17 protein-coding genes are annotated in these 22037 nt (G+C 60.2%); 11 read left to right on the top strand and 6 right to left on the bottom strand.

Translation table 11 applies throughout. From position 1 onward, the window contains the following. The first annotated feature begins 52 nt into the window (after positions 1-52). From CLV84_RS11770 to CLV84_RS21495, 4 genes are all read left to right on the top strand, one after another. Positions 53-2476, top strand: a complete 2424-nt coding sequence (locus CLV84_RS11770) for a penicillin acylase family protein (protein WP_104419989.1) — start codon at positions 53-55, stop codon at positions 2474-2476. A gap of 5 nt (positions 2477-2481) precedes the next feature. Further along, on the top strand, positions 2482-2841 hold the full coding sequence (locus CLV84_RS11765; protein ID WP_104419988.1) for a hypothetical protein: 360 nt from the start codon (positions 2482-2484) through the stop codon (positions 2839-2841). Positions 2842-3033: 192 nt separating this feature from the next. Then, the gene (locus CLV84_RS11760) at positions 3034-4866 is read left to right on the top strand and encodes a peptide MFS transporter (protein WP_104419987.1); all 1833 of its coding nucleotides are present in this window, start codon (positions 3034-3036) and stop codon (positions 4864-4866) included. Beyond that, positions 4853-5281, top strand: coding sequence for a hypothetical protein (locus tag CLV84_RS21495; protein WP_146088788.1), 429 nt, complete (start codon positions 4853-4855; stop codon positions 5279-5281). Before CLV84_RS11760 ends, CLV84_RS21495 begins: the two co-directional genes overlap by 14 nt. A 189-nt stretch (positions 5282-5470) precedes the next feature. On the opposite strand, the gene CLV84_RS11755 is transcribed toward CLV84_RS21495, so the two are convergent. Together CLV84_RS11755 and CLV84_RS11750 are read right to left on the bottom strand one after the other, a co-directional pair. Next, positions 5471-6553: a mannose-1-phosphate guanylyltransferase gene (locus tag CLV84_RS11755; protein WP_245911493.1), complete on the bottom strand. Its 1083-nt coding sequence runs from the start codon at positions 6551-6553 to the stop codon at positions 5471-5473. A gap of 148 nt (positions 6554-6701) precedes the next feature. Beyond that, positions 6702-7382, bottom strand: a complete 681-nt coding sequence (locus CLV84_RS11750; RefSeq protein ID WP_146088787.1) for a transposase — start codon at positions 7380-7382, stop codon at positions 6702-6704. Positions 7383-7518: 136 nt separating this feature from the next. Between CLV84_RS11750 and CLV84_RS11745 the strand changes: the two genes are divergently transcribed. The 5 genes from CLV84_RS11745 to CLV84_RS11725 all read left to right on the top strand — a co-directional run bounded on the left by CLV84_RS11745 (position 7519) and on the right by CLV84_RS11725 (position 16461). Then, positions 7519-8094 (top strand): RNA polymerase sigma factor, encoded by a 576-nt coding sequence (locus tag CLV84_RS11745; protein WP_104419985.1) that lies wholly within the window; start codon positions 7519-7521, stop codon positions 8092-8094. Then, a complete protein-coding gene (locus CLV84_RS11740) occupies positions 8081-9313 on the top strand; it encodes a carboxypeptidase-like regulatory domain-containing protein (protein WP_146088786.1) in 1233 nt (410 codons plus the stop codon). The genes CLV84_RS11745 and CLV84_RS11740 overlap by 14 nt, the downstream gene beginning before the upstream one ends. Before the next feature lie 14 nt (positions 9314-9327). Next, positions 9328-12159 carry an ATP-dependent Clp protease ATP-binding subunit gene (locus CLV84_RS11735; RefSeq protein ID WP_104419983.1) on the top strand — a complete coding sequence of 944 codons (2832 nt, stop codon included), beginning with the start codon at positions 9328-9330 and terminating at the stop codon, positions 12157-12159. Between the two features lie 87 nt (positions 12160-12246). Then, entirely contained in the window at positions 12247-12729 is a 483-nt protein-coding gene (locus CLV84_RS11730) for a DUF4199 domain-containing protein (RefSeq protein WP_104419982.1), read from the top strand. A 330-nt stretch (positions 12730-13059) separates the two neighbouring features. Further along, a complete protein-coding gene (locus CLV84_RS11725; RefSeq protein ID WP_104419981.1) occupies positions 13060-16461 on the top strand; it encodes a HEAT repeat domain-containing protein in 3402 nt (1133 codons plus the stop codon). Here the strand turns inward: CLV84_RS11725 and CLV84_RS11720 are convergent. Then, complete coding sequence (locus CLV84_RS11720; RefSeq protein WP_104419980.1) at positions 16458-16721, bottom strand: DUF3253 domain-containing protein; 264 nt, start codon at positions 16719-16721, stop codon at positions 16458-16460. The genes CLV84_RS11725 and CLV84_RS11720 overlap by 4 nt on opposite strands. Before the next feature lie 59 nt (positions 16722-16780). Between CLV84_RS11720 and CLV84_RS11715 the strand changes: the two genes are divergently transcribed. Beyond that, entirely contained in the window at positions 16781-17644 is an 864-nt protein-coding gene (locus tag CLV84_RS11715) for an aldo/keto reductase (protein WP_104419979.1), read from the top strand. Between the two features lie 303 nt (positions 17645-17947). Here CLV84_RS11715 and CLV84_RS11710 read toward each other — a convergent pair whose 3' ends face one another. Beyond that, positions 17948-19219 (bottom strand): alpha-amylase family glycosyl hydrolase, encoded by a 1272-nt coding sequence (locus CLV84_RS11710; RefSeq protein WP_211295249.1) that lies wholly within the window; start codon positions 19217-19219, stop codon positions 17948-17950. Positions 19220-19303: 84 nt separating this feature from the next. Between CLV84_RS11710 and CLV84_RS11705 the strand changes: the two genes are divergently transcribed. Further along, positions 19304-20068: an NIPSNAP family protein gene (locus CLV84_RS11705; RefSeq protein ID WP_104419977.1), complete on the top strand. Its 765-nt coding sequence runs from the start codon at positions 19304-19306 to the stop codon at positions 20066-20068. Here the strand turns inward: CLV84_RS11705 and CLV84_RS11700 are convergent. Both CLV84_RS11700 and CLV84_RS11695 read right to left on the bottom strand, forming a co-directional pair. Continuing rightward, complete coding sequence (locus CLV84_RS11700) at positions 20065-21069, bottom strand: alpha/beta fold hydrolase (RefSeq protein WP_104419976.1); 1005 nt, start codon at positions 21067-21069, stop codon at positions 20065-20067. The genes CLV84_RS11705 and CLV84_RS11700 overlap by 4 nt on opposite strands. A gap of 61 nt (positions 21070-21130) precedes the next feature. Then, positions 21131-22033, bottom strand: a complete 903-nt coding sequence (locus CLV84_RS11695) for a leucine-rich repeat domain-containing protein (protein ID WP_104419975.1) — start codon at positions 22031-22033, stop codon at positions 21131-21133. Positions 22034-22037: the final 4 nt, after the last annotated feature.

Here is a 22037-nt window from a genome sequence, read left to right as displayed (position 1 = left end):
GGATTTTAGTTCGTTCCCCACCCATTACCTTCGCAATCCCCTACTCTGACCTATGCGCTGGACCGTTCCGCTTATTTCCGCCGTGCTGTTGCTCGGCTGGCTGCTGCTTGGAAGCATTCCCGGGGTTTTCGGTCTGCCCCTGCCGGAGTTGGGTCCCTTCTTTAATCCGGCCCGGGGATTCTGGCAAAATACCGGGGAGGGCGCGCGGACCGAGGAGTTAAGCCTCCACCTCGACGATGCGATCGCCCGGGGAGAAATCCACTTTGACGATCGCGGCGTACCCCACATCATCGCCGGCAGCCGCGAGAGCGCCATCTTCCTGCAGGGCTACGTGAACGCCTACGACCGGCTCTGGCAGATGGACATCAGTACGCGGGCGACGGAGGGCGCCTTGGCGCAGGTGCTGGGGCCGTCGTTGAAGGAACGCGATCTGGTAAAGATCCGAAGTGGGTACCGGGAAATCGCCGAGCGGATGGTCGATACCCTACGGACCGACTTTCCCGAGGAGTACCGGATCCTGGAGGCCTACGCCGCCGGGGTCAACGCGTATCTGGATCAGCTCGAACCGGAGGCATACCCCCTGGAATACAAACTGCTCGGCCACGAACCGATCCGCTGGTCGCCCTACCGTATCGCCCTGTTGGTAAAGGGGATGTCCACGGGCCTCAGCGGAGCCTACAACGACGCCGAGGCGACCGCCACCCTCGATCGGCTGGGGCGGGAGCAATTCGACTTCCTTTTTCCGGAACGGTTTCCGGAGGACAGTCCGGTAGTGCCGGACCCCGACGTGCCCACCAGCCAGCTTTCCCTGTTTCCGTGGGAAACGCTGGCTCCCGCGCTCCGGCGCCCGAATTTTCACCTGATCGACAGCAGCGCCTACTCCTATTTCCCCCCCGACCCCGACAACGGCAGCAACAACTGGGCCGTGGGACCGACGCACTCCAATACCCGGCTGCCGCTGCTGGCCAACGACCCTCACCTCGCGCTGACGTACCCAAGCGTGTGGTACGAGCTCCAGATGACCTACCCCGGATGTAACGCCCGCGGCGTAGGCCTGGCCGGCGCGCCCGGCATCATGATCGGTTTCAACGAAAACGTGGCCTGGGGAGAAACCAACGTGGGCCACGACGTGACCGATTGGTACCGCATCAGCTGGACGGACAGCGCCCGCACCACCTACCTCCTCGACGGAAAGCCGACACCGGCGGTCTACCACGTCGACACCCTGAGCGTGAAGGGGGAGGAAGCCACGATCGTCCGGACGCCCTGGACCGTATTCGGACCGGTGCCGTTTACCGAAGGGCCCTATGCGGACATGGCCATGCGGTGGCGGGCGCAGGATACTCCCGGCAGTGCAGTCCGGCCCCACACCATCATCGGCACCTTCCTGCGCTTGATGGAAAGCCGCAACTACCCCGACTACGTAGCGGCATTGGAGGGCTACGTCGATCCGGCGCAGAACTTCATCTTCGCGGCGGGTGACGGCGATATTGCCATCCGCCCGAACGGCTTTTTTCCGCTGCGCGCGGAGGGGGAAGGCCGGTTCATCCGGGAAGGCGACAGCCTGAAAAACGCCTGGCGGGGCTGGATCCCCTTCGCGGACCGGCCGGTGCAGTACAATCCCGCGCGTGGCTACGTGAGCTCGGCCAATCAAGTCACCACGGGTCCGGCATACCCCTACTACTACCTCGGCCGTTTCGACGAATACCGGGGCCGGTACATCAACCGGGTACTCGATCGCCAGCCGACCATGAACCAACGCCGGATGAAGGAACTGCAGCTCGACGATTACTCGCTCCTTGCGGAGGAGCTATCGCCCTTCCTGCTGGCGCGGATTAACCGACGGGCGTTGACCGAGGACGGTCGACGGCTGCTACGGGTACTATCGGAATGGGACTACCGCTACACGGGCGACAGCAGGGGGCCAACGCTATTCGACGCCTGGCGAAAGAAATTCTACCGCCTCACCTTCGACGAATTCTCCGCGGCCGAGCGCTTTCTTCAGCCCGAGTGGTGGAAGCTGACCGACCTGCTGGAGAATGACCCGGGGAACGTCATTTTCGACATCGACAGCACCCCTTCCTTCCGGGAAACGGGCGCGATACTGGTGCAACGGTCCTTCGAGGAAGTACTCGACGAGCTGGACGGCGCGCTGCCGCTCACCTGGGCCGAGGAGCGGGACGCCCGAATCTACCACATCGGTCGCATTCCCGGGCTGGGTTCGGGACTGATCACGACCGGCGGAGCCCGCATGACCCCGCGGGTGGTCGACGACGGCTTCGGGGCCAGCTGGCGCATGGTGGTGGAACTCGGAGAACGCCCCCGGGCCTGGGGTGCGCTGCCGGGGGGGGCTTCGGGAAACCCCGGAAGTGAATACTACGACAATGGATTTGAAGAATGGGCCGGCGGGAGGTACCACGAACTCACCCTGGCGAAACGGCCGATCGACCCGATCGGCAGCTGGATATTTGAATAGGCGCTATGTACCGATTTTTTCTGCTCGTTTCCGTGTTGCTCGTCTGCGTTCTGTGCCTCTACCTGGATGCCAGCTGGTACGCTCCGGCCGTGGCGAGCATTGCCCTGGGATACCTCTTTCCGGTGTGGCGGCGGGGGGGCTTTTATTTCCCTTTCCTGGCGGCGGTGATGGTGTGGGGCTGCTACGCCGGCTACCTCCACCTCTTCTCGGAGGGCCGCCTCGGCGACCGGCTGGCGGTGACCTTCGGGGTACCGACGGGCTGGGTATTGGTGGCGGTTACGGCCCTCTTCGGTGGCATCACGGCGGGGCTGGGTGGCTTCCTCGGGGCGTCGATCCGTATCGCGCTGGCGGGAGGTAAGCGGTAATTTTGTTTCTTTGGAGCAATCGCTCGACACGGATTACCGGTACGATGAGTACGGACACGCCTCGGTTTATGCAAACTTTCGACTTCGGCGTATCGCGACACCGTACCGTTCACTGCTTAACCCCCTAACCAATCCGGCCATCACCAACGGGAACGGCCGGCTAACCCCCCACCAAATTACAACCTGACCTACATGGATTCATCGACCCTACGGCACCCGGAAGACGGGGGCAGCATCTTTGGCCACCGGCCCGGACTCTTCGTACTCTTCTTCACCGAGATGTGGGAGCGGTTTAGTTATTACGGGATGCGGGTGTTGCTGGTAGTTTTCCTGGTTGACATTGCTTTCGGAGAGACGCCGTGGGAGCGGGCGGATGCCCTGGCGTTGTATGGTATCTATACCGGGCTGGTTTACTTTACTCCCATGATCGGCGGGATTTTGGCCGACCGACTGCTGGGGTACCGCAAAGCCGTCGTACTCGGGGCGCTGATTATGACTCTAGGGCACGCCGCGATGGCCTTTGAAACTTCGGGGCTGTTTTATACCGGTCTGGCCCTGTTGATCATTGGAAATGGATTGTTTAAACCCAACATATCCTCCATAGTAGGGCAACTCTACGAAAAGGATACCGACCGCAAGGATGGTGCGTACACCATATTCTACATGGGCATTAACTCAGGTGCTTTCCTGGGGATATTGCTGTGTAGCTACTACGGGGAGAGCGCAGACTGGGGTTACGGTTACGGCTTCGGTCTGGCGGGAATATTCATGTTCATCGGTCTGGTTCAGTTTTGGTTCGCCCAGGACATCTTCGGGGACATCGGGCTTTCTCCGCGGCAGACCCGGGAACGGGAAGAAAGTAAGACGGCGGTCACCGAATCCCGCGCCGTAGAGCCCGAGGGTTTCACCGTGGATGCTTCCATGACCCCCGTTGAAGCGAAAGGCGACTTTGCGCCGTCGGTAGGCGGAGATGACGACGGTCAGCGCGCGATGGTGTGGGGCGGTATCGGATTTGCGGTAGCCGCCATTTTTTACTTTCTCATTGCCAGTTTTGCCGAGCCGCAGGCCAATGCCCTGCAGACCTTCAGTCGGGAGTTCATGCCCCCCATCATCCTCGGGGCGGTGGTTGGTTTCGTTGGCTGGATCGTGGCGGACAAGTCATTGACTAACGTGGAGCGTGACCGGGTCTGGTCGATTGTGGTCTTCAGCTTCTTCATCATCTTCTTCTGGTGGGCCTTCGAGCAGGCGGGCGGATCGATGACCATTTTCGCTCTCGACTATACGGAGCGCAATTTGACGGGTGAGGGGGCTACGTACTTCCGGATCGCGAACACGGCAATTACCGTCATTCCGGTGGTGGTACTGACCTGGGTGCTGTTCAAGCTCTTCGCCATCACCTTCAAAAATTACAGTCTGGCCAACCTCGTGCTCGGGCTAGCCTTCGTGATCATCTGGATCCTGATCGGCAACATGCTGTACGAGCAGTTTACCGAGGCTGCCCCGGAAGTTCCGGCCGGATGGTTCCAGATTTTTAATAGCCTGTTCATCATTTGCTTCGCACCGGCCTTTGCCAAACTGTGGGAACGGAAGATCTCCTTCCTACGGCGGGGACCGATCAAATTCGCCCTCGGCCTGACCTTGCTGGGGCTGGGCTTTGCTATTCTGGCCGTCGGATCGCTGAGCATTCCCGATGGAGCCAAGACCGCTAGCGTGAGTATGTTCTGGCTCATCGCCGCCTACCTTTTCCACACCCTTGGGGAACTGTGTATCTCGCCGGTCGGGCTTAGTTACGTATCCAAGCTCGCGCCCGTGCGGCTGGTGGGCCTGATGTTCGGGGTGTTCTTCGTGGCGAACTTCATTGCCAACTTCGCGGCCGGACTGACGGGTTCCTACATCGACGAAATTGCGGAGGCGGTCGGCCTGAGTGGCTTCTTCGGCATCTTTGCCGCCGTACCGATCACCGCGGCACTGATATTCGTCGCCATCTCCGGCTGGATGAAAAAGATGATGCATGGCATCGAATAGGTGGTTCCAGCAGTTACAGACCATTTTCTACGCGCTGCTGATGGCGCAGCTCATCTACGCGGTAGTGGTCTGGTTCCTGATCCGGGGGGAGACGGCGCGCTTCTTCATGGATGCGCAAACCGACCTGTACGTACTGGCGGGCTATGCGGTGTGCATGGTCGGGGGTGCCTGGTTCCTGGATCAGTTTCGGGCCAGGACGGTGGCGAAGCAAAAGGGAATTCGCGACCGGGCGGCCAGCAGCTACCGGGCTACGGTCTTTATCCGGCTGGCGATTCTGGAAAGCGCTACCCTACTGATCACTACGGTGGCCCTGCTGACCAACAACTACGAGGCGCTGGGGCTGGTGGTCCTGATGCTGGGGGCTTTTTGGTACTTCCGGCCTCGGCTGGAGCAGTTTGCGGATAGGTATATATAGGGGTGGGTTGTGGTGAGTTGTCGGTTTTTGGTTGTCGGTTGTCGGTTGTCGGTTTTGAGTTGTCGGTACTCAGTTGTCGGTACTCAGTTGTCCGCTATCCAGTTTCGCTAACCGACATCCGACAACTGAATACCTAAATCCATAACCCGACAACTGACCTCCGACAACCAAAACCCGACAACCGCCCCCCTACACAAACTTCTCCCCGTGGGCACTTTCCGCCTTGGCGCGCAGTGCCTTAATCTCTTGTTCGCGATTGCGGGGGTATACCAGCAGGACGTCGCCTTCGTCGATGACCAGGAGGTCGTCCACGCCGCCGACTACGACCAGTTTATCCTTGGGGGCCCGGATGAGGCTGTTGTGGGTGTCTTCGATGATGACCTGACCGGTAATGACGTTGCCGTCCTCGTCCTTGCTGGATTCCTGGTAGAGGGCGCCCCAGGCACCAAGGTCCGACCAGCCGAACTGGGCCGGAATGGTAAAGATGTTGGCGGCATTCTCCATGATGGCGTAGTCGACGGAGATGCTGGGCGTTTGGGGATAGAACTCGTCGATGAAAGATTGCTCCTCCTCGGTGTTGTAATAGTTTAGTCCCTGGGAGAGAAGGGCATAAATTTCCGGCGCATACTGCTCGTAGGCATCCAGGATGGTTTTGGCGCGCCAGATAAAGATGCCGGCGTTCCAGAGGTAGTCGCCGCTGCGCAGGAAGGACTTGGCCGTTTCCAGGTCGGGCTTTTCGGCAAATCGCTTCACCCGGTAGACGTCTTCGGTGTCGGTGGCCTCGTCCAGGTACTGGATGTATCCGTAGCCGGTATGGGGGGCATCGGGTGAAATACCGAGGGTGACCAGAGCATCGTTGGCTGCCGTAAAGCGGAGGGCCTTGTTGATGTTGGCCGCGAAGAGGGAATCGTTGACGATCAGCGCGTCGCTCGGCGCAATCACGAAATTGGCTTCCGGATCGATATTCTGCAATTTGAAGGCGGCGTAGGCTACGCAGGGCGCGGTGTTATTCCGGCTGGGTTCGCAGAGGATCTGCTGAGAACCGATCTCAGGCAGGTGCTCCTGGACCAGGTCCCTATACTTCCCGTTGGTCACGATGAAGATCTTATCGGCCGTGGTGAGCTTCAGAAACCGCTCGAAGGTCATCCGCAGCAGACTGCGACCGTCGCCGGCGATATCCAGGAATTGCTTCGGTTTATCTTCCCGACTGGCGGGCCAGAAGCGGGAGCCGACGCCACCGGCCATGATGGCTACGTAGGTGTGATTATCCATGGGGAGGTTCTTTGGGGTGTGGTTTGGTGCGAAAGTACGACGTTGCGGCAGTAAGCAGCTGCCTCCGGTAGCGATGGTAGGATGCTGCCTCCGGCAGCGGAAGCACAATGCTGCCTCCGGCAGCGACACAACCCAGAAACCCCACTACCTACGCCACCCTAGGCAAAACAAATGCCTCGTACAGATCGGGTGCCCACCAATTTCCTATCCAGTCTAGCGGTGAATCGGAAAGACCGGCTTTAATCGGATTGTTAAGCACGTACCAGAGTACGTGTTCAAATCCGCCATGCCGCACCGTGCGGCTGTATTCCTTCTCCGCCCAGACCCGTCGCCCCGGCATCCCGTGCAGACGATTCAGCCTGGTGGCGGTAAATTTTTTATGGTTCTCTAAAACTTGAATCAGCGACACCAGACGTTCCTCCGATCGGTTTTCCAGCAGTACGTGGACGTGGTTATCCATGACACTGATGGCGTAGATCTTCAGGTTCTCCTGGCGAGCAATATGGTGCCAGGAATCGAAGATGATACGCTTGGCTGCGGCCCCCTGCAGATAACGGGGCCCCGTAGTTGCCCGGTCCAGTAGTTGATCGTACCGTAGATAATGGTCCACCTCTGCTGACAAACAGGCGGCCACGTACTGTTGCTTGGATTCCCTATCCTCATTCCGCCGGTCGGCAGGGAATTTCTCCTGTAAACGGAGCTTTCTCAGGCGGTGGCTGCTGTGAAGCTTCTGAAGCGGAAGGTTGGGTATACTTCCGTAGAGGCGGTAGGTGATATGTATGGGGGTATCGGGAATGTAGCGGGTGCGCATGGTGGTGGTAGATTTCACATAAAACTAGTTTTTGTTTTTAAACTATGCAAATCTAATATTATGTTTTGATTAAGGCCTTTCTCCTATTCGCTGCCGGAGGCAGCTTTGTACTGGCGCTGCCGGAGGCAGCATTTTACTTCGCTACCTTTACCCCATGGCCCCACCCCCGGACGACCAAACCCTGATAGAGCGCTTCCGTCGCAGCGGAAAGCCCCGGGACCTCTCCCCCCTTTACGAGCGGTACGCGGAAATGATCTACGGCTGGTGCCTCCGTTACCTCGGCACGCCACAACGGGCGGAGGACGCGGGAGCGGAACTCTTTCCCGTCCTGTTGGACAAGCTGGCCAAGCACGAGGTGACCAACTTCCGGTCGTGGCTACAGACGCTGGTCCGCAATCACTGCCTGATGCAACTACGCCGGGAAAAACGCGACCCGTTGCAACTAGGGGAGTCGCTGGATATGCAATCCGGACTGGCAGCGCATCTAAACGGGGAAGACGCTACGGGGGACACCGATACGCGCCCGCTTTACCACTGTTTGAAACAGCTCATGGAGGAACAAAGGCAGTGTATCCGACGCTTCTACCTTCAGGAGGGGGAAAGCTACCGTAGTATCGCCCTCGCACTAAATCTAAGCGTGGGTCAGGTACGTTCACATTTACAGAACGGTCGCCGCAATTTAAAAATCTGCCTGGCCGGTATCAACCAACCCGAACGTGCTGCCGACTGAATACCGTGACGAAGAGTTGTTGCACCGCTGGATCAGCGGCGCGATCACCGCGCCCGAAGAGGCGGAGTTGGAGCGGCGTGCCGCGGCCGATCCGGCCTTGCACGAAGCGCTGTCCGGGTACCAGGCCACGCCGGAGGAAGATCACGTCGCCCGCGTAAGCGCGATGACCGCCCGGGGCCGACCCACGGCCGCCCGCCCCACCCTATTCGCGCGCTACGCCGCCGCCGCTACGGTGCTTGTCCTGCTGGGAATCGCCGCCCTGCTCCTGCCCCGGTACTTCGACGCACCGGAACCGGCTATTGCCATGGAACGGACCCAGCCGACCTTGCCAGACCGCCCGGCCGCTTCCCCGGAAAATACCGCACCCGCGCCGCCGCCGCCCGCCCCCCATGCCGCCAGCCCGTCGGAGCCCGACGCCACTACGTCCATCGCCCGTCGGGAAAGCGTAGAAGCCGAGGTGCCCGCGCCCGACGAAGCCGAATCAGCCCCCGAAGCGCTTCCGGATGCGGAAATGCCAACGCCCGCGGCCGAGCAGGAATTACCCCAACTACAGCGGAACCGCCCGGCTCCGGCCCCTACCCTCGCGGCACCACCCGCGCCGGAACCGGTCGCGCAACCCCTGCGCCGACTGGCAATAGCCACGCCCCCCCAGCCCGTCAGCGGCCGCGTAACGGACGAGGACGGCAACCCCATAGCGGAAGCCGAGGTATACCGACTGGGGCAACCGCTGGGCACCAGAACCGACAGCACGGGAACCTTCCGGATACCGTACGATGCCACGCTGAGTCAGATCGTAGTTACTCACCCGAACTACGAGGAGGAAACCGTGGAGGTGTTCGATACCGGCGCCCTACTGCAGATTAGCATGAACGAAGTGCCGGAGCGACCGCGCTTCCGCACCTGGACGGAAACCGCCTCCGTATCCGAGGTACCCCTAGAAGCGAACCGTGCCCCCCGCCCCCAGGCACGTCCGGAGGAAGGCTACCGCGAACTGCGCCGGCGCATCGAGAACGAGCGCCCCGCCACCGTACCCGCCGGCAAGGTAAAGGTGAGTTTCCTGGTACAGGAGGACGGCAGCCTGACTGACTTCCGCTTCCGCGGACAACCGAACGGAGCTACGATGGACTACGTAGGGAAGGCGCTCGTCGAATCTTCCACCTGGCAGGTCGTTCGGGGGGAATCGCCCGTCCGCGTTTATTTTACCTTACGTTTCGAATAGCATAGAATAGGGATATGACCTACGAGAACTTTACTACCAAAGCACAGGAAGCCATCATCCAGGCCCAGAAGATCGCCAAGGAAATGGACCAGCAACAGGTAGATACCCCCCACCTGCTGGCGGGCATCATTACGGTAGACGAAAGCGTGGCCGATTTCATCTTTAAGAAAGTCGGCGTCGGCCTACCGGAAGTCCGGCGGGAACTGAAGCAGGTGCTACAGGACTATCCCCGCGTCAAGGGGCAGACCAAACAGTACCTCACCGGCGATGCCAACCGGGCACTCAGCCGGGCCAAGAAAATGCTTACCGACTTCGGCGATCAGTACATCAGCATCGAGCTGATGCTGCTCGGCATCATCCAGGGGGCCAGCGACAAGGGCGCGCGCATCCTGAAGGACCTCGGCGCCAGCAACGAGGGCATCCGTACGGCCATCCAGGAACTGCGAAAGGGCAAAACGGTGAGCGACCCGTCCAGCGACGACACCTATAACCTGCTGGAAAAATTCACCGTCAACCTCAACGAGCGGGCGGAAAACGGCAAGCTGGACCCGATCGTGGGCCGCGACGAGGAGATTCGCCGCCTGCTGCAGATCCTCAGCCGGCGCAAGAAGAACAACCCCCTGCTGATCGGTGAGTCGGGCGTGGGCAAAACCGCTATCGTCGAAGGCATCGCCTGGCGGATCGTCAAAGGCGACGTGCCGGAGAGCCTGCGGGAAAAAAAGATCTTCGTACTCGACATCGCCGGCATGCTCGCCGGGGCCAAATACAAGGGAGACTTCGAGGAGCGGCTCAAGGGGGTCATCAAGGAAGTGACGAGCAGCAACGGCCGCTACATCCTTTTCGTGGACGAGATCCACACCCTCATCGGTGCCGGAGGCGGCAACGGCGCCATGGACGCCGCTAACATCCTGAAGCCCGCCCTGGCCCGCGGCGACCTGCGGACCATCGGTGCCACCACCCTAGACGAATACCAGAAGTACTTCGAGAAGGATAAGGCCCTGGTGCGCCGCTTCCAGACCGTCCGCATCGAAGAGCCCAGCGTGGAAGACACCATCTCCATTCTGCGGGGGCTCCAGGAGCGCTACGAGGTGTACCACAAGATCGAGATCCTCGACGAGGCCCTGGTGGCCGCCGCCGAGCTGAGCAACCGCTACATCAGCGACCGCTTCCTCCCCGACAAGGCCATCGACCTGATCGACGAGAGTGCCGCCCGCCTCCGCCTGGAACTGGACAGCGTACCCGAAGAGATCGACGAATGGGAACGCCGCGTGCGCCAGCTCGAGATCGAGCGGGAAGCCATCAAACGAGAAGGCAGCGCGCCAAAGTTGAACATCATCGAGGAGCAGATCGCCAACGCCCGCGAGAAGCGCGACAGCCTGCGCGCCCGCTGGCGCAACGAAAAGGAACTCGTCGACGCCAGCCAGAACATCAAGAAAACCATCGAGGAACTGGAGCACGAAGCCGAACGGGCCGAGCGCAACAGCGACTTCGAAACGGTGGCCAAGATTCGGTACGGTCAGCTGCAGGACCTTAAACGACAGCTCGCCGCGGCCGATAAGGAACTCGAAAATCTGCCCGATGAGAACCGCTTCACCAACGAGGAGGTCACCGCCAACGATATTGCCGAGGTGGTGGCCCGCTGGACCGGCATCCCCGTTCAGCGCATGCTCCAGAGCGAGCGGGAAAAACTGCTCCAGTTGGAGGAGGAGCTGCACAAGCGCCTGATCGGTCAGGAGGAGGCCGTGCACGCCGTTTCGGACGCCGTGCGCAGGAGCCGGGCCGGACTACAGGACGAGAACCGCCCCATCGGCAGCTTCATCTTCCTGGGGCCCACCGGCGTAGGTAAAACGGAACTGGCTAAGGCCCTGGCCGAGGTGCTCTTCAACGACGAGCGCGCCATCACCCGCATCGACATGAGTGAGTACCAGGAGCGCCACTCCGTCAGTAGACTGGTCGGAGCGCCTCCCGGCTACGTTGGTTACGACGAGGGGGGACAGCTCACCGAAGCCGTGCGCCAGCGCCCCTACTCCATCGTCCTCCTCGACGAGATCGAAAAGGCCCACCCGGACACCTTCAACATCCTGCTGCAGGTGCTCGATGACGGCCGCCTTACGGACAACCGCGGGCGGGTGGCCAACTTCAAGAATACCATCATCATCATGACCTCCAATATGGGGTCGGATACCATCCTCGAAAACTTCGAGGACCTGGCGAATATGGATGACCGCCACCGCGAGGACATCATCCAAACCACGAAGGAGGAAGTCTTCGAAACCCTCCAGGAAAACCTGCGACCGGAGTTCCTGAACCGCATCGACGAGCGCATCATGTTCACGCCGCTTTCCCGCGACGAGATCAAGCACATCGCCCGGCTGCTGCTGCACCGGACCGAGAAAATGCTGGCTCGCCAGGGCATGATCATCAAGATCAGCGACCGCGCCCTCGGCTGGCTGGCCAAGCGGGGCTACGATCCGCAATACGGCGCCCGCCCGATGAAACGGGTGCTCCAGGCAGACTTGGCCGACGAGCTGTCGAAGGACCTCATCTCCGGCAAATTCCTGGCGGGCGACACCATCTATACCGATCTCGGAACCAAAGGCCTGGTATTCAGTAAGGAGCCCTTCCCCGCCGAGCCCGCCGCCGAGAGCAGCGCCGAAGATGCCGCCGAAGCCGAGGCGGTAGCGAGGGAGAAGTCGGCCGACGAGCAAACGGAGAAAAAGAAGACCCGCCGGGGCCGGAAAAAGAACGAGGAAGCGGATGCCGAAGACCCGGAAGGCACCGTGGAGGAATTGAAGAAGGCTACCCAAGACTTGTTAGACGCTACGGAGGAGGCGAAGAAGGAGTAAACGCGCAACCCGTATTCGCCCAAATTATAATCGGCCCTGAACTAAAAGACGGAATTGTGGTTGGGAACTATGTTTAAACATAGAACAATGAAAACAATCGCTCTCCGTTTTGGTCTTTATTTTTTCGGCGGCTTGGTAGCCATCTTTCTGCTCAGCTATTTGCTCGGTCTCGCGGGGAACTACGAGTTGCGAGTAGTCAATGGTTTGCTGCACGTGACCGTACTGTATTACGGTATCAAGCAGTTGCGGCTTAAGCAACCCGACACCCACCAGAATTACGTCAGTGGCGTGGCCCAGGGGCTCTACATCGGTGCGGTAGGCACCGTGCTGTTTACGATCTTCACCGTCCTGTTCCTCTCCGCCGATTCCGGCCTCATGGCCGAGCTACAGGCGGCAACTCCGATTGGTAATGCGCTTACGCCCCTCACTTCCGGCGTGTTTATCCTGATGGAAGGAGTCGCCGTCAGCCTCATCGGTTCCTACCTGTTGACCCGCTACGTCGATGCGCGGCTGGAGGCAAAAGAAGGGGCGGACAACGCCTATGCAAGTCGGGGATCGATCGTGGGATAAGCATTTCTTTCGCCCGACGCCGGTGAAGCGAGTGCTCCGGCACAAGCCGCATGACAACGCATAGGAAGACAGCAATGAAGCCGGTAGCACCTTCGCAGCAGCAGCCGTGGAGCGGGAGAAGCCAGCCGACGAGCAGGCGCAACCGGCCCGGGAGAATCGCCACCAAGATCCGGAGGGTAGCAGCGGGGGACACATAAAGGCCACTCAGGCGTTGTTGGAGCGCGACGGAAAAGGCAAAAAAGAATAAGCAGGTTTTCGCGCCGGGCGCGGGTGCAATGCACACCGGTGAAGGATGGGCAATGTATATTTAGCCGCCTTCAATCATCGATCATGCAACGCTTTATCCCCCTCCTTCTCGTCCTGTTGACCCTGGCCTACTGTGCCGAGCAGCCGGAAGTCACCGGCCCGATCTACCCCGACCGAGACATTGACCTGGAACCCGTGGCCGCCAGGGAACTGGCCGGCAAGATCCGGGCGGAAACCAACGTCGAGGTTTCCGATGACCTGGAGCTCAGCCTCTGGGCCAGCGATAGCCTCATTGCAGACCCGGTGGCCATCAGCGTAGCTCCCGACGGTCGGGTTTTTTACACTAGCGCCAACCGACCGATCAGTTCCGAATTTGATATCCGCGGTCACCGCGACTGGATGACGGCTTCCATTTCCTTCGAGTCGGTAGAGGACCGTCGTGATTTTCTCCGCAAGACCTTCGAGCAGGGCAGTGATCAGTCCGAACGACACCTCAAGGATCTCAACGAGGACGGCGTACGCGACTGGCGGGACCTGACCGTAGAGAAAGACGAGGTGTGGTTCGTCGAGGACCGCAGTGGCAACGGGGTGGCCGACCACGCCAAGCTCTACATCGAAGACTTCAACGAAGAGGTTACGGACGTGACCAACGGCGTAGAATACGCGGATGGCCAGGTATACATTTCGGTCGGCCCCGACCTTTGGAAAACCAGCGACACCGACGCGGACGGGATCGCCGACGAGAAAGAATCGCTAAGCCACGGCTGGATCGTCCACATCGGCTTCGGTGGCCACGGTATGTCGGGCGTCACCGTCGGGCCACAGGGACGCATCTGGTGGGGTGGCGGAGACGTAGGCATGAACGTGATCGACAAAGACGGCCAGGAGCATAAGTACCCCAACGAGGGCACCATTGTCCGGTGCGACCCGGACGGCACCAATTTCGAGGTATTCGCCCACGGCCTTCGCAACACCCACGAATTCGTCTTCGACGATCTGGGCAACCTCATCTCCGAAGACAACGACGGGGACCACAGCGGGGAAAGCGAGCGCCTGGTTTACCTCATCGACGGATCGGACTCCGGGTGGCGTATAAACTGGCAGTTTGGGAAGTATACCGATCCGGACAATAACGACTACAAGGTGTGGATGGAAGAGCGGATGTACGAACCTCGCTGGGAGGGACAGGCCGCCTATTTCCTGCCGCCCATCCAGAATTACGTGAACGGTCCTACCGGCTTTGTTTACAACCCCGGCACGGCCCTGGGGCCGGAGTATTATCGCCACTTTTTCGTCGCCGAGTTTCGAGGCAACCCCGCCAATTCGCCCGTCCACGCCTTCACCCTAGAGCCGGAAGGAGCCGGTTTTAAACTAGGATCTACCCGGGAAGTCGTTTCGGGCCTGCTCCCCACCGGCATAGACTTTGGAGCCGACGGCGCCCTTTACGTGGCCGACTGGATCAACGGGTGGAACCCCAAACAGGAGGGTCGCATCTGGAAACTGGACGTGCCGGGAGGAGCCGACACCCCGATTCGCCAGGAAGTAAAACGGCTGCTCAACCTGCAGCTATCCGAACTGGGCCTCGATACCCTGGCCGTATTGCTGGCCCACCAGGATCAGCGGGTTCGGAAAAACGCCCAATTCGAACTCGTCAAGCGGGGCAACGACGGCTACCTGACCCTGCTAAACACCGCCCGCAAGGACCCGGATCAGTTTGCCCGCATTCACGGATTATGGGGTATGGCCCAGATGGCCCGCGCCGAACCGGGATATGCCGACGAACTCGCTTCCTTCCTGGTCGACAATGATCCCGAAATCGTAGCCCAGGCCGCCAAAATGATCGGCGATGTTCGCTTCGAAGGCGCCGGTACCGAGCTCATCGACCTGTTGGAGCGGGAAGAGCCGCGCGTAGTTTTCATGGCCACCGAGGCACTCGGACGCACCGAGAACAAAGACGCGGTACAGCCCATCCTGGACATGATCGAGCGGAACGACGACGAAGACGTCTATCTCCGCATGGCCGGCATGATCGCCCTCGGTCGGATCGGCCAGACGGAACCGCTCGTAGCGCTCCAAGACAGTCCTTCCCGTGCCCTGCGCACCGCCGCGGTAGTGGCCCTGCGCCGGATGGAATCGCCCGAGATCGCCCGGTTCCTGGATGACGAGGAGGAATACATCGTAGCCGAAGCCGCCCGGGGCATCAACGACGATCTTTCCATTCCCGATGCCCTGCCTGCCCTGGCGGCCACCCTGGATGACCCGCGCTTCACTTCCGAGCCGCTGCTACGGCGCGCCATTAACGCCAACGTACGCGTCGGCGGACAAGAGAGTGTGGAGCGGCTAGTGGCCTACGCCAACCGCGGCAACGCCCCCGCCGAGTTGCGGGCCGAGGCCATCTCCGCGCTGGCCGTTTGGGCACATCCCAGCGTATTCGACCGGGTAGATGGCCGCTACCGGGGCGAGTTCGAGCAGGATTCGACGGTAGCCGCCGCAGCACTGGCGCCCCGCATCGCGGGACTGATGACGCGGGGCGACGAAGCCGTACGCCTGGCCGCCATTGAAGCCGCCGGCAAACTGAACCTGGAAGCGACGATCCCCCAGCTGACCCAGCTCCTCGCGACCGATCGGTCTACGCTGGTCCGCACCGAAGCCCTCAACGCCCTCCACCAACTCGGTGCGCCCGACCTGGACCGGAACCTGGAAACGGCTCTCGCCGACCGCGACGGAAACGTACGGGCACGGGCACTGGAAATTCTACCCAGTTCGGGGATTTCCGAAGACCGGTCGGTGCTGCTTTACGATAAAGTACTGCAGCGCGGTACGGTAGTGGAGCAGCAAGCTGCCCTGCTTGGACTGTCTCAGATCAAGGGAGAATCCGTCGACGCGTTGTTCGCCGACCTGCTCGACCGCCTCGAGGCCGATAACATCCCCACGGAGGTGAAACTCGACCTGGCCGAAGCCGTCGAACAGCACGGCAACCCCCAGCTTAACGCCATCCTGACCGATTACGCCGGCACCGTAGACGGTGACCTCGGCCTCTATGCCTTCGCCCTCGAGGGCGGAAATGCCGAACGGGGAAGGAACCTCTTCTACCGCAACGAATCCGCCCAGTGCGTGCGCTGCCACGCCATCTTCGAATACGGTGGCAACGTAGGTCCCGGACTGGAGGGCATCGCCGACCAACTATCCCAACGCCAATTGTTGGAAGCCCTGATCCGGCCCAGCGCCCGCCTGGCCCCCGGTTACGAAACGATCCTGGTTACCCTGAACGACGGCACCGTCACGGCGGGAACCGTCATGCGGCGCACCCCGGAGGAGATCACCCTGAAGATCGGTAAAGAGGATATCCAGACTATTCAACGAAGTGATATCGCCGAAGAAGAAACGGTACCTTCAAGCATGCCCTCGATGGAAGAGCGACTGAATCGCCGGGAGATCCGGGACCTGGTCGCATTCTTGTCCAGCTTGCACTCCGAAGAGAGCTAATCCTTCCGAAAGCGTAGCCGCACCGGCCCTGTCCAGTCCTTGTCCGGATCGACGGGCGTTCCCGACTGGCAAATGTCAATGCGTCCCTTCGCGGCCAGCGCACGGGCTCGGTCACGTACCCGCTCCATGAGCGGCCGCCAGTCGTCCGGGCATAGGCCACGGGCTACTTCCGACGGGCATACGGTTTTATCGGTTCCCCGGGCTTCGGTTTGGGCGAGGATTTCAGCGTCGATCCGGGTGTCGGTTATAATCGTCTGCATACTTGGTGAACAACGGCCAGGATTTAACGCCTTATGTGTGTATTACAAAAGATCCACCTATGAACACGAAGACGAACAACATCGCGGAGCAATCCGGCACCTACACACTCGGTAACGACCTCACCATCCACCGCCTCGGCTACGGCGCCATGCGCATCACCGGAGACGGCATCTGGGGGCCACCCAAAGATAAAGACGAAGCGATCCGGGTATTGAAAGCCACCCAGGACCTGGGCATCAATTTTATCGACACCGCCGACAGCTACGGCCCGAACGTATCGGAAGAACTGATCGCCAAAGCCCTGCACCCCTACCCCGACGGCCTTTTAGTCGCTACGAAGGGCGGACTGGAGCGCACCGGCCCGAACGAATGGCCCGTGAACGGACGCCCCGAGCACCTGGAAGAAGCCCTGAAGGGAAGCCTGAAGCGCCTCAAACTGGAACGGATTGATCTGTACCAGCTCCACCGCTTCGACGAAAAGGTCCCCGCCGATGAATTTTTGGGCAAACTGGCCGAACTGCAGCAACAGGGATACATCCGCCACCTGGGATTATCGGAAGTGAACGTCGACCAGATCAAGCAGGCCCAGGAGCATTTCGAGGTAGTCAGCGTGCAGAATAAATACAGCCTCACCGACCGCCAGTGGGAAGACGAAGTGAAGTGGACCCGCGAGAATGGCATCGGCTTTATCCCCTGGTACCCCCTCGACGCCGGTGCGCTGGAAAACAAAGACCTGCAGCGGATCGCCAAAAAGTACGACAGCAGCGTCTACCAGATCGCTATCGCCTGGTTGCTCGCCCACAGCGACAATATCCTACCCATCCCCGGCACGAGCTCCGTCAGCCACCTCAAGGAAAACACCCAGGCGGCAGCTATCGAATTGGACGATGAGGACGTGAAAACCCTGGATGACCTGGGCTAATCCCCTACCGAGACAGGAAAAGCTCACGGGTGTTCCCCGCCGAGAGAAACGTAAACGGCCCGACCCCGGACAGGGGGAGGGTCGTTTACGTTTTCTGTAGGGAGGCGCGTCGATCGGCGGCAATTCGGGCTCCCCCCCCCCAATCTGGAAGGTTTTGACCCGGTATTCACCTGACCCCATCAATCTGCCGGGTCGGGTGACGTATGGACCGAGCCCTATACGCCTCATATGTTAACTCCGGGTTAAATCTGGGATGGTCGCCGGTAGATTAGTGGTCGGACGACTAGTCGTCCGACCACTAATCTACCGGCCAACAAACACCCTCCATTCCCAAGGCTGCAGACTAACTTCCTCCCCTTCCGAAATCTCCTGTTCGTTGCCGGTCAGGCCGTCGGCGTATTTACCGGGATATAGCCGTTCCGAAAAGCGTAGCACCCGCGTCTCGGCGCAAAAATTGAAGATGGCGAAGATCTTGCTTGCGTCATCCTGGCGGACGAAGCTGAGGACCTCCGATTCATAATTATTCGGCACCCGGATCATCGTCGCGCCGTACGGTGCATTGGCGAGGGCCGTGTGCGCCTTCCGCAGCTTGATGAGCTTGCGGAAGAGCCCGGCGAAAGGATGTTCCTTCCACTCGATGGGGTCCCGGCGGAAGAAAGCCAGTCGCTTATCGAGGCCGGCTTCCTGTCCGTTGTGGATCAGGGGGATGCCCTCACCGATGAAGGAAAGCGCGATGGATGCCTCGAGGGCATCGCCGAGCATCTCGTACATGGTACCTTCCCAGGCGTTTTTGTCGTGGTTGTCGGTGAAGGTGAGGCGCATGGCGTCCGCCGGCCAGGCGCGTTCGTTCCAGGAATAGAAGACGAACAACGCTCCCACCCCATCCTTGCCGTGGGCGATCCGGTGCAGGGTTTCGTGCCAGCTCCAGGCGTAGGTGGCGTCAAAGGCCGCGTTGTGCAGGTCCCGCGCTTCCCACTCGGCGAGCATGAAGACGGGTTTGATCGCGTCGAGTCGTTCGCGTACGGCCTCCCAGAACACCGTCGGTACGTAGCCGGCCACGTCGCAGCGGTAGCCATCGATGTCGCATTCGCGCACCCACCACTCCATTACTTCGAGCATGTAGTTGCGCGTGCCTTCCTCCCTGTAGTTGAGATCGATGATGTCGGACCAGTCCCACCAAGGTGTAGGCCGGAAGTCCCCCTTATAGTCGCGGGCGTACCAATCGGCGTGTTCTTCTACCAGTACGTTGTCCCAGGCAGTGTGATTGGCGACCCAGTCGAGGATCACGTACATGCCCTGGTCGTGGGCCCGACGGACGAAGGTCTTCAGGTCATCGATCGTTCCGAACTCCGGATTGACGCCGTAATAATCCTTGATCGAGTACGGGCTACCCAGTTCCCCCTTCCGGTTCTTTTCCCCGATGGGGTGAATGGGCATAAGCCAGAGAATGTCTACGCCTAGTTCCTTTAACCGGGGCAACTCCTCCGCCGCCGCGGCAAAGGTGCCTTCCGGTGTAAATTGGCGGGTGTTGATTTGGTAGAGAACGGCGTTTTTAGACCAATCGGGGTGTTGCATAGGTTCTTGGGTGCTGGTTACGGTATCGTACATACAGAGTGCCCTAGCCGGCGAGAAGTTCTATCTTTCCCGAAAGATCGAATTATGCAACGCAGAAAGTTTTTCCGGGCGGGGGCCGCAGGTGCCATAGCCGTCGCCGGAAGCCAGTTAGGTGCCACCCATTCGCCCAACCAAACCACCGAGAAAGAGCTGATCGAATGGCGGGTCTACGAAATGGCCTGGGGCGGCAACCAGGGAATGCTGCTGGACTACCTCCAGAACACCCTGCAAGCCGCCCTTCGACGGAACGGAGCCACCCAGTTTGCCGTTTTCAACGAATACGGCAACAGCAATCCGGTGAAGCTCCACGTCATGATCGCCTACCGGAACGCCTCCGCCTACCTGGCCAGCCAGACCCTCGACGATGACGCGGTTTTCCAATCGGAGGCGACGGAGTATGACGCCGTAGGTGCCGACCGCCCCCTGTATACCCGCTTTTCCTCCTGGCTGATGAACGCTTTCGATGGCATGCCCCAAAGCGTTCCGGCGGACCCCCAGGCCGGGCTCTTCGAACTGCGCATCTACGAAGGCTATTCCGAGGATGCTACCCGCCGCAAAATTCGGATGTTCAACGAGTCGGAAGTCCAGATCTTCAAGGAAACCGACCTGGATGCCGTGTTCTACGGCGACATGATCGCCGGCCCCTACCGCCCCGCCCTGGTGTACCTCCTCCAGTTCGACGACATGAAAGAGCGCGACGCCAACTGGAGCAAATTCGGCAGCCACCCCGAATGGAACCGGATCAAGGACCTGCCGGAATTCGCCGACTCGGTGAGTAATATCCAGCGGATTTTCCTGATGCCGGTTTAGTCCTGCAGGGCTTGCCGCAGGGCCTTGTCGAATAAACCGAAGGCCTCGATGTGGGGAAGGTGGCCGATGCCGTCCAGCTCGATCAGTTCGGAATCGGGAATCTGCTCGCTGATGGTGTGGCCGAGGTCGTCGTACCGCCCCATCGTTTCCCGCACTTCCTCGCTCACCAGGGGCTTGCCCAGGGCGGTGCGGTCACGGGTCCCGATGATGAGGGTGGTCGGTACGGTGAGTTCACCGAATTCGTACACCACCGGTTGGGTGAAGATCATATCGTAGGTGAGCGCCGAGTTCCACGCAATTCGGGGGTACTCCGGGTGCTTGGTCCAGCCGGCCAGTAATTTCGCCCAGGGCTCGTAGCGGGGCTCCCAGTTACCGGCGTAGTAGCTCTGCCGCATGTATTCCTTGATGGATTCGTAGTCTTTTTCCAGCTCGCTCTCGTACCACTGGTCGATGGTCTGGTACGGAACTTTCAGCTTCCAATCCTCCAGACCGATGGGATTGACCAGGATCAACTCCGTAACTGCACCGGGGTACATCAGGGCAAAGCGGGTAGCCAGCATACCGCCCATGGAATGGCCCAACACCACGGTAGAATCCACGCCGAGCGTATCGAGCAGCGCCCTGGTGTTATCGGCGAGTTGCTGGAAGGTGTACTGGTAATATTCCGGCTTGGTCGACTTCCCGAAGCCGATCTGGTCGGGCACGATGACACGGTAGCCCTGCTCCAGCAGGAAGGTCATGGTCTCGCCCCAGTAGGCGCCGTTGAAGTTCTTGCCATGGAGGAGCACGATGGTGCGGCCGTTGGCTTCACCGGTGGGGAGTTGGTCCATGTAGACCATCTCCAGCTCTTGCTGCTGGCTGGTGAAGGCGTAGGTTTCGGTCGGGTAAGCGTAGTCGTAATCGGTGAGGCGCGGATCGAGGGTCGGGATGGAATCCGACTGGGCGTACGGGCCGGAAAGAGGCAGTAGGAAAATGATGGCGGAAAGAAGACGGTAGGGCATGGCGATTCGGTATACCCCTTGATCGCCGTGGGGTGGTTGGGGGTTCGGTCCGCCGGTCAGACTAGTAGTACACCTTACAATTCGGCAGTGCGTTTCGGATCCGGTCGAGTTCGCCCGCGGCCAGCGGGTTATCCGTAAGGATGAGGGTGCGCAATTCCTTTAACCCCGACAGATCGTAGGGCAACCGCTCCAAAAGATTATCGGAAAGGACGAGCAGTTTGAGTTGGCCCAGTTGACTGATGCTTGCGGGTAGTTGGGTCAGTTCGTTACCGGTGAGTATCAAGGAGGTCAGCTTCGGCAGTGTACCGAGGGAAGCGGGCAGCCGCCGCAGCCGGTTGGCTTCCAGGTTCAGCTCGACCAGGGAGGGCAACTTCGCCCAGGCAATGTCGGCCTCCCGTAATTGATTGTACCCAAGATTCAGTTGGGCAAGGTGCTTCATCCGATCCAAAGAGCGGGGCACTTCGCTGAGCTGATTCCCGTGCAGATCCAGTAGTTGAAGCCGGCGGCATTCCGAAAGGCTGGCGGGCAGTCGATCGAGCTCGTTCAGGTCAGCGTGAAGGTAAGTGAGTTTCCGGAGCCGGCCGACCTCCGGCGGCAGGGTTTTCAATTGATTGTGGGTGAGCACCAATCGCCGGATGTGCCGTAGATCGCCGATGGCCGGCGGCAACTCCCGAAGGTGGTTTTCCTGCAAGTTGAGCACTTCGAGCCGGTGTAGCGCGGTGAGTTGGTCGTCCCAGCGCTCGAGCTCGTTCCGCATCAGGCTGAGGTAGGTCAGCCGTGCCAGGTACCGCGTCCCTTCCGGCAAACGGAAAAGCTGCTGATCCCGCAGATTGAGTTGGTACGCGGTGGGGCGGGCGGTATTGGCTAAATCCACGCGTTCGTACACCGGAAGGTCAGCGTTGGCGTATTGGGCGCCGAGCGCGGGTGAAATGAGACTAAGGATGACGATGAGGAGCAGGGGCATGATG

This window comes from Neolewinella xylanilytica (assembly GCF_002934605.1).
Taxonomy (GTDB): Bacteria; Bacteroidota; Bacteroidia; order Chitinophagales; family Saprospiraceae; genus Neolewinella; species Neolewinella xylanilytica.
This window is presented reverse-complemented; position numbering and strand designations above follow the sequence as displayed.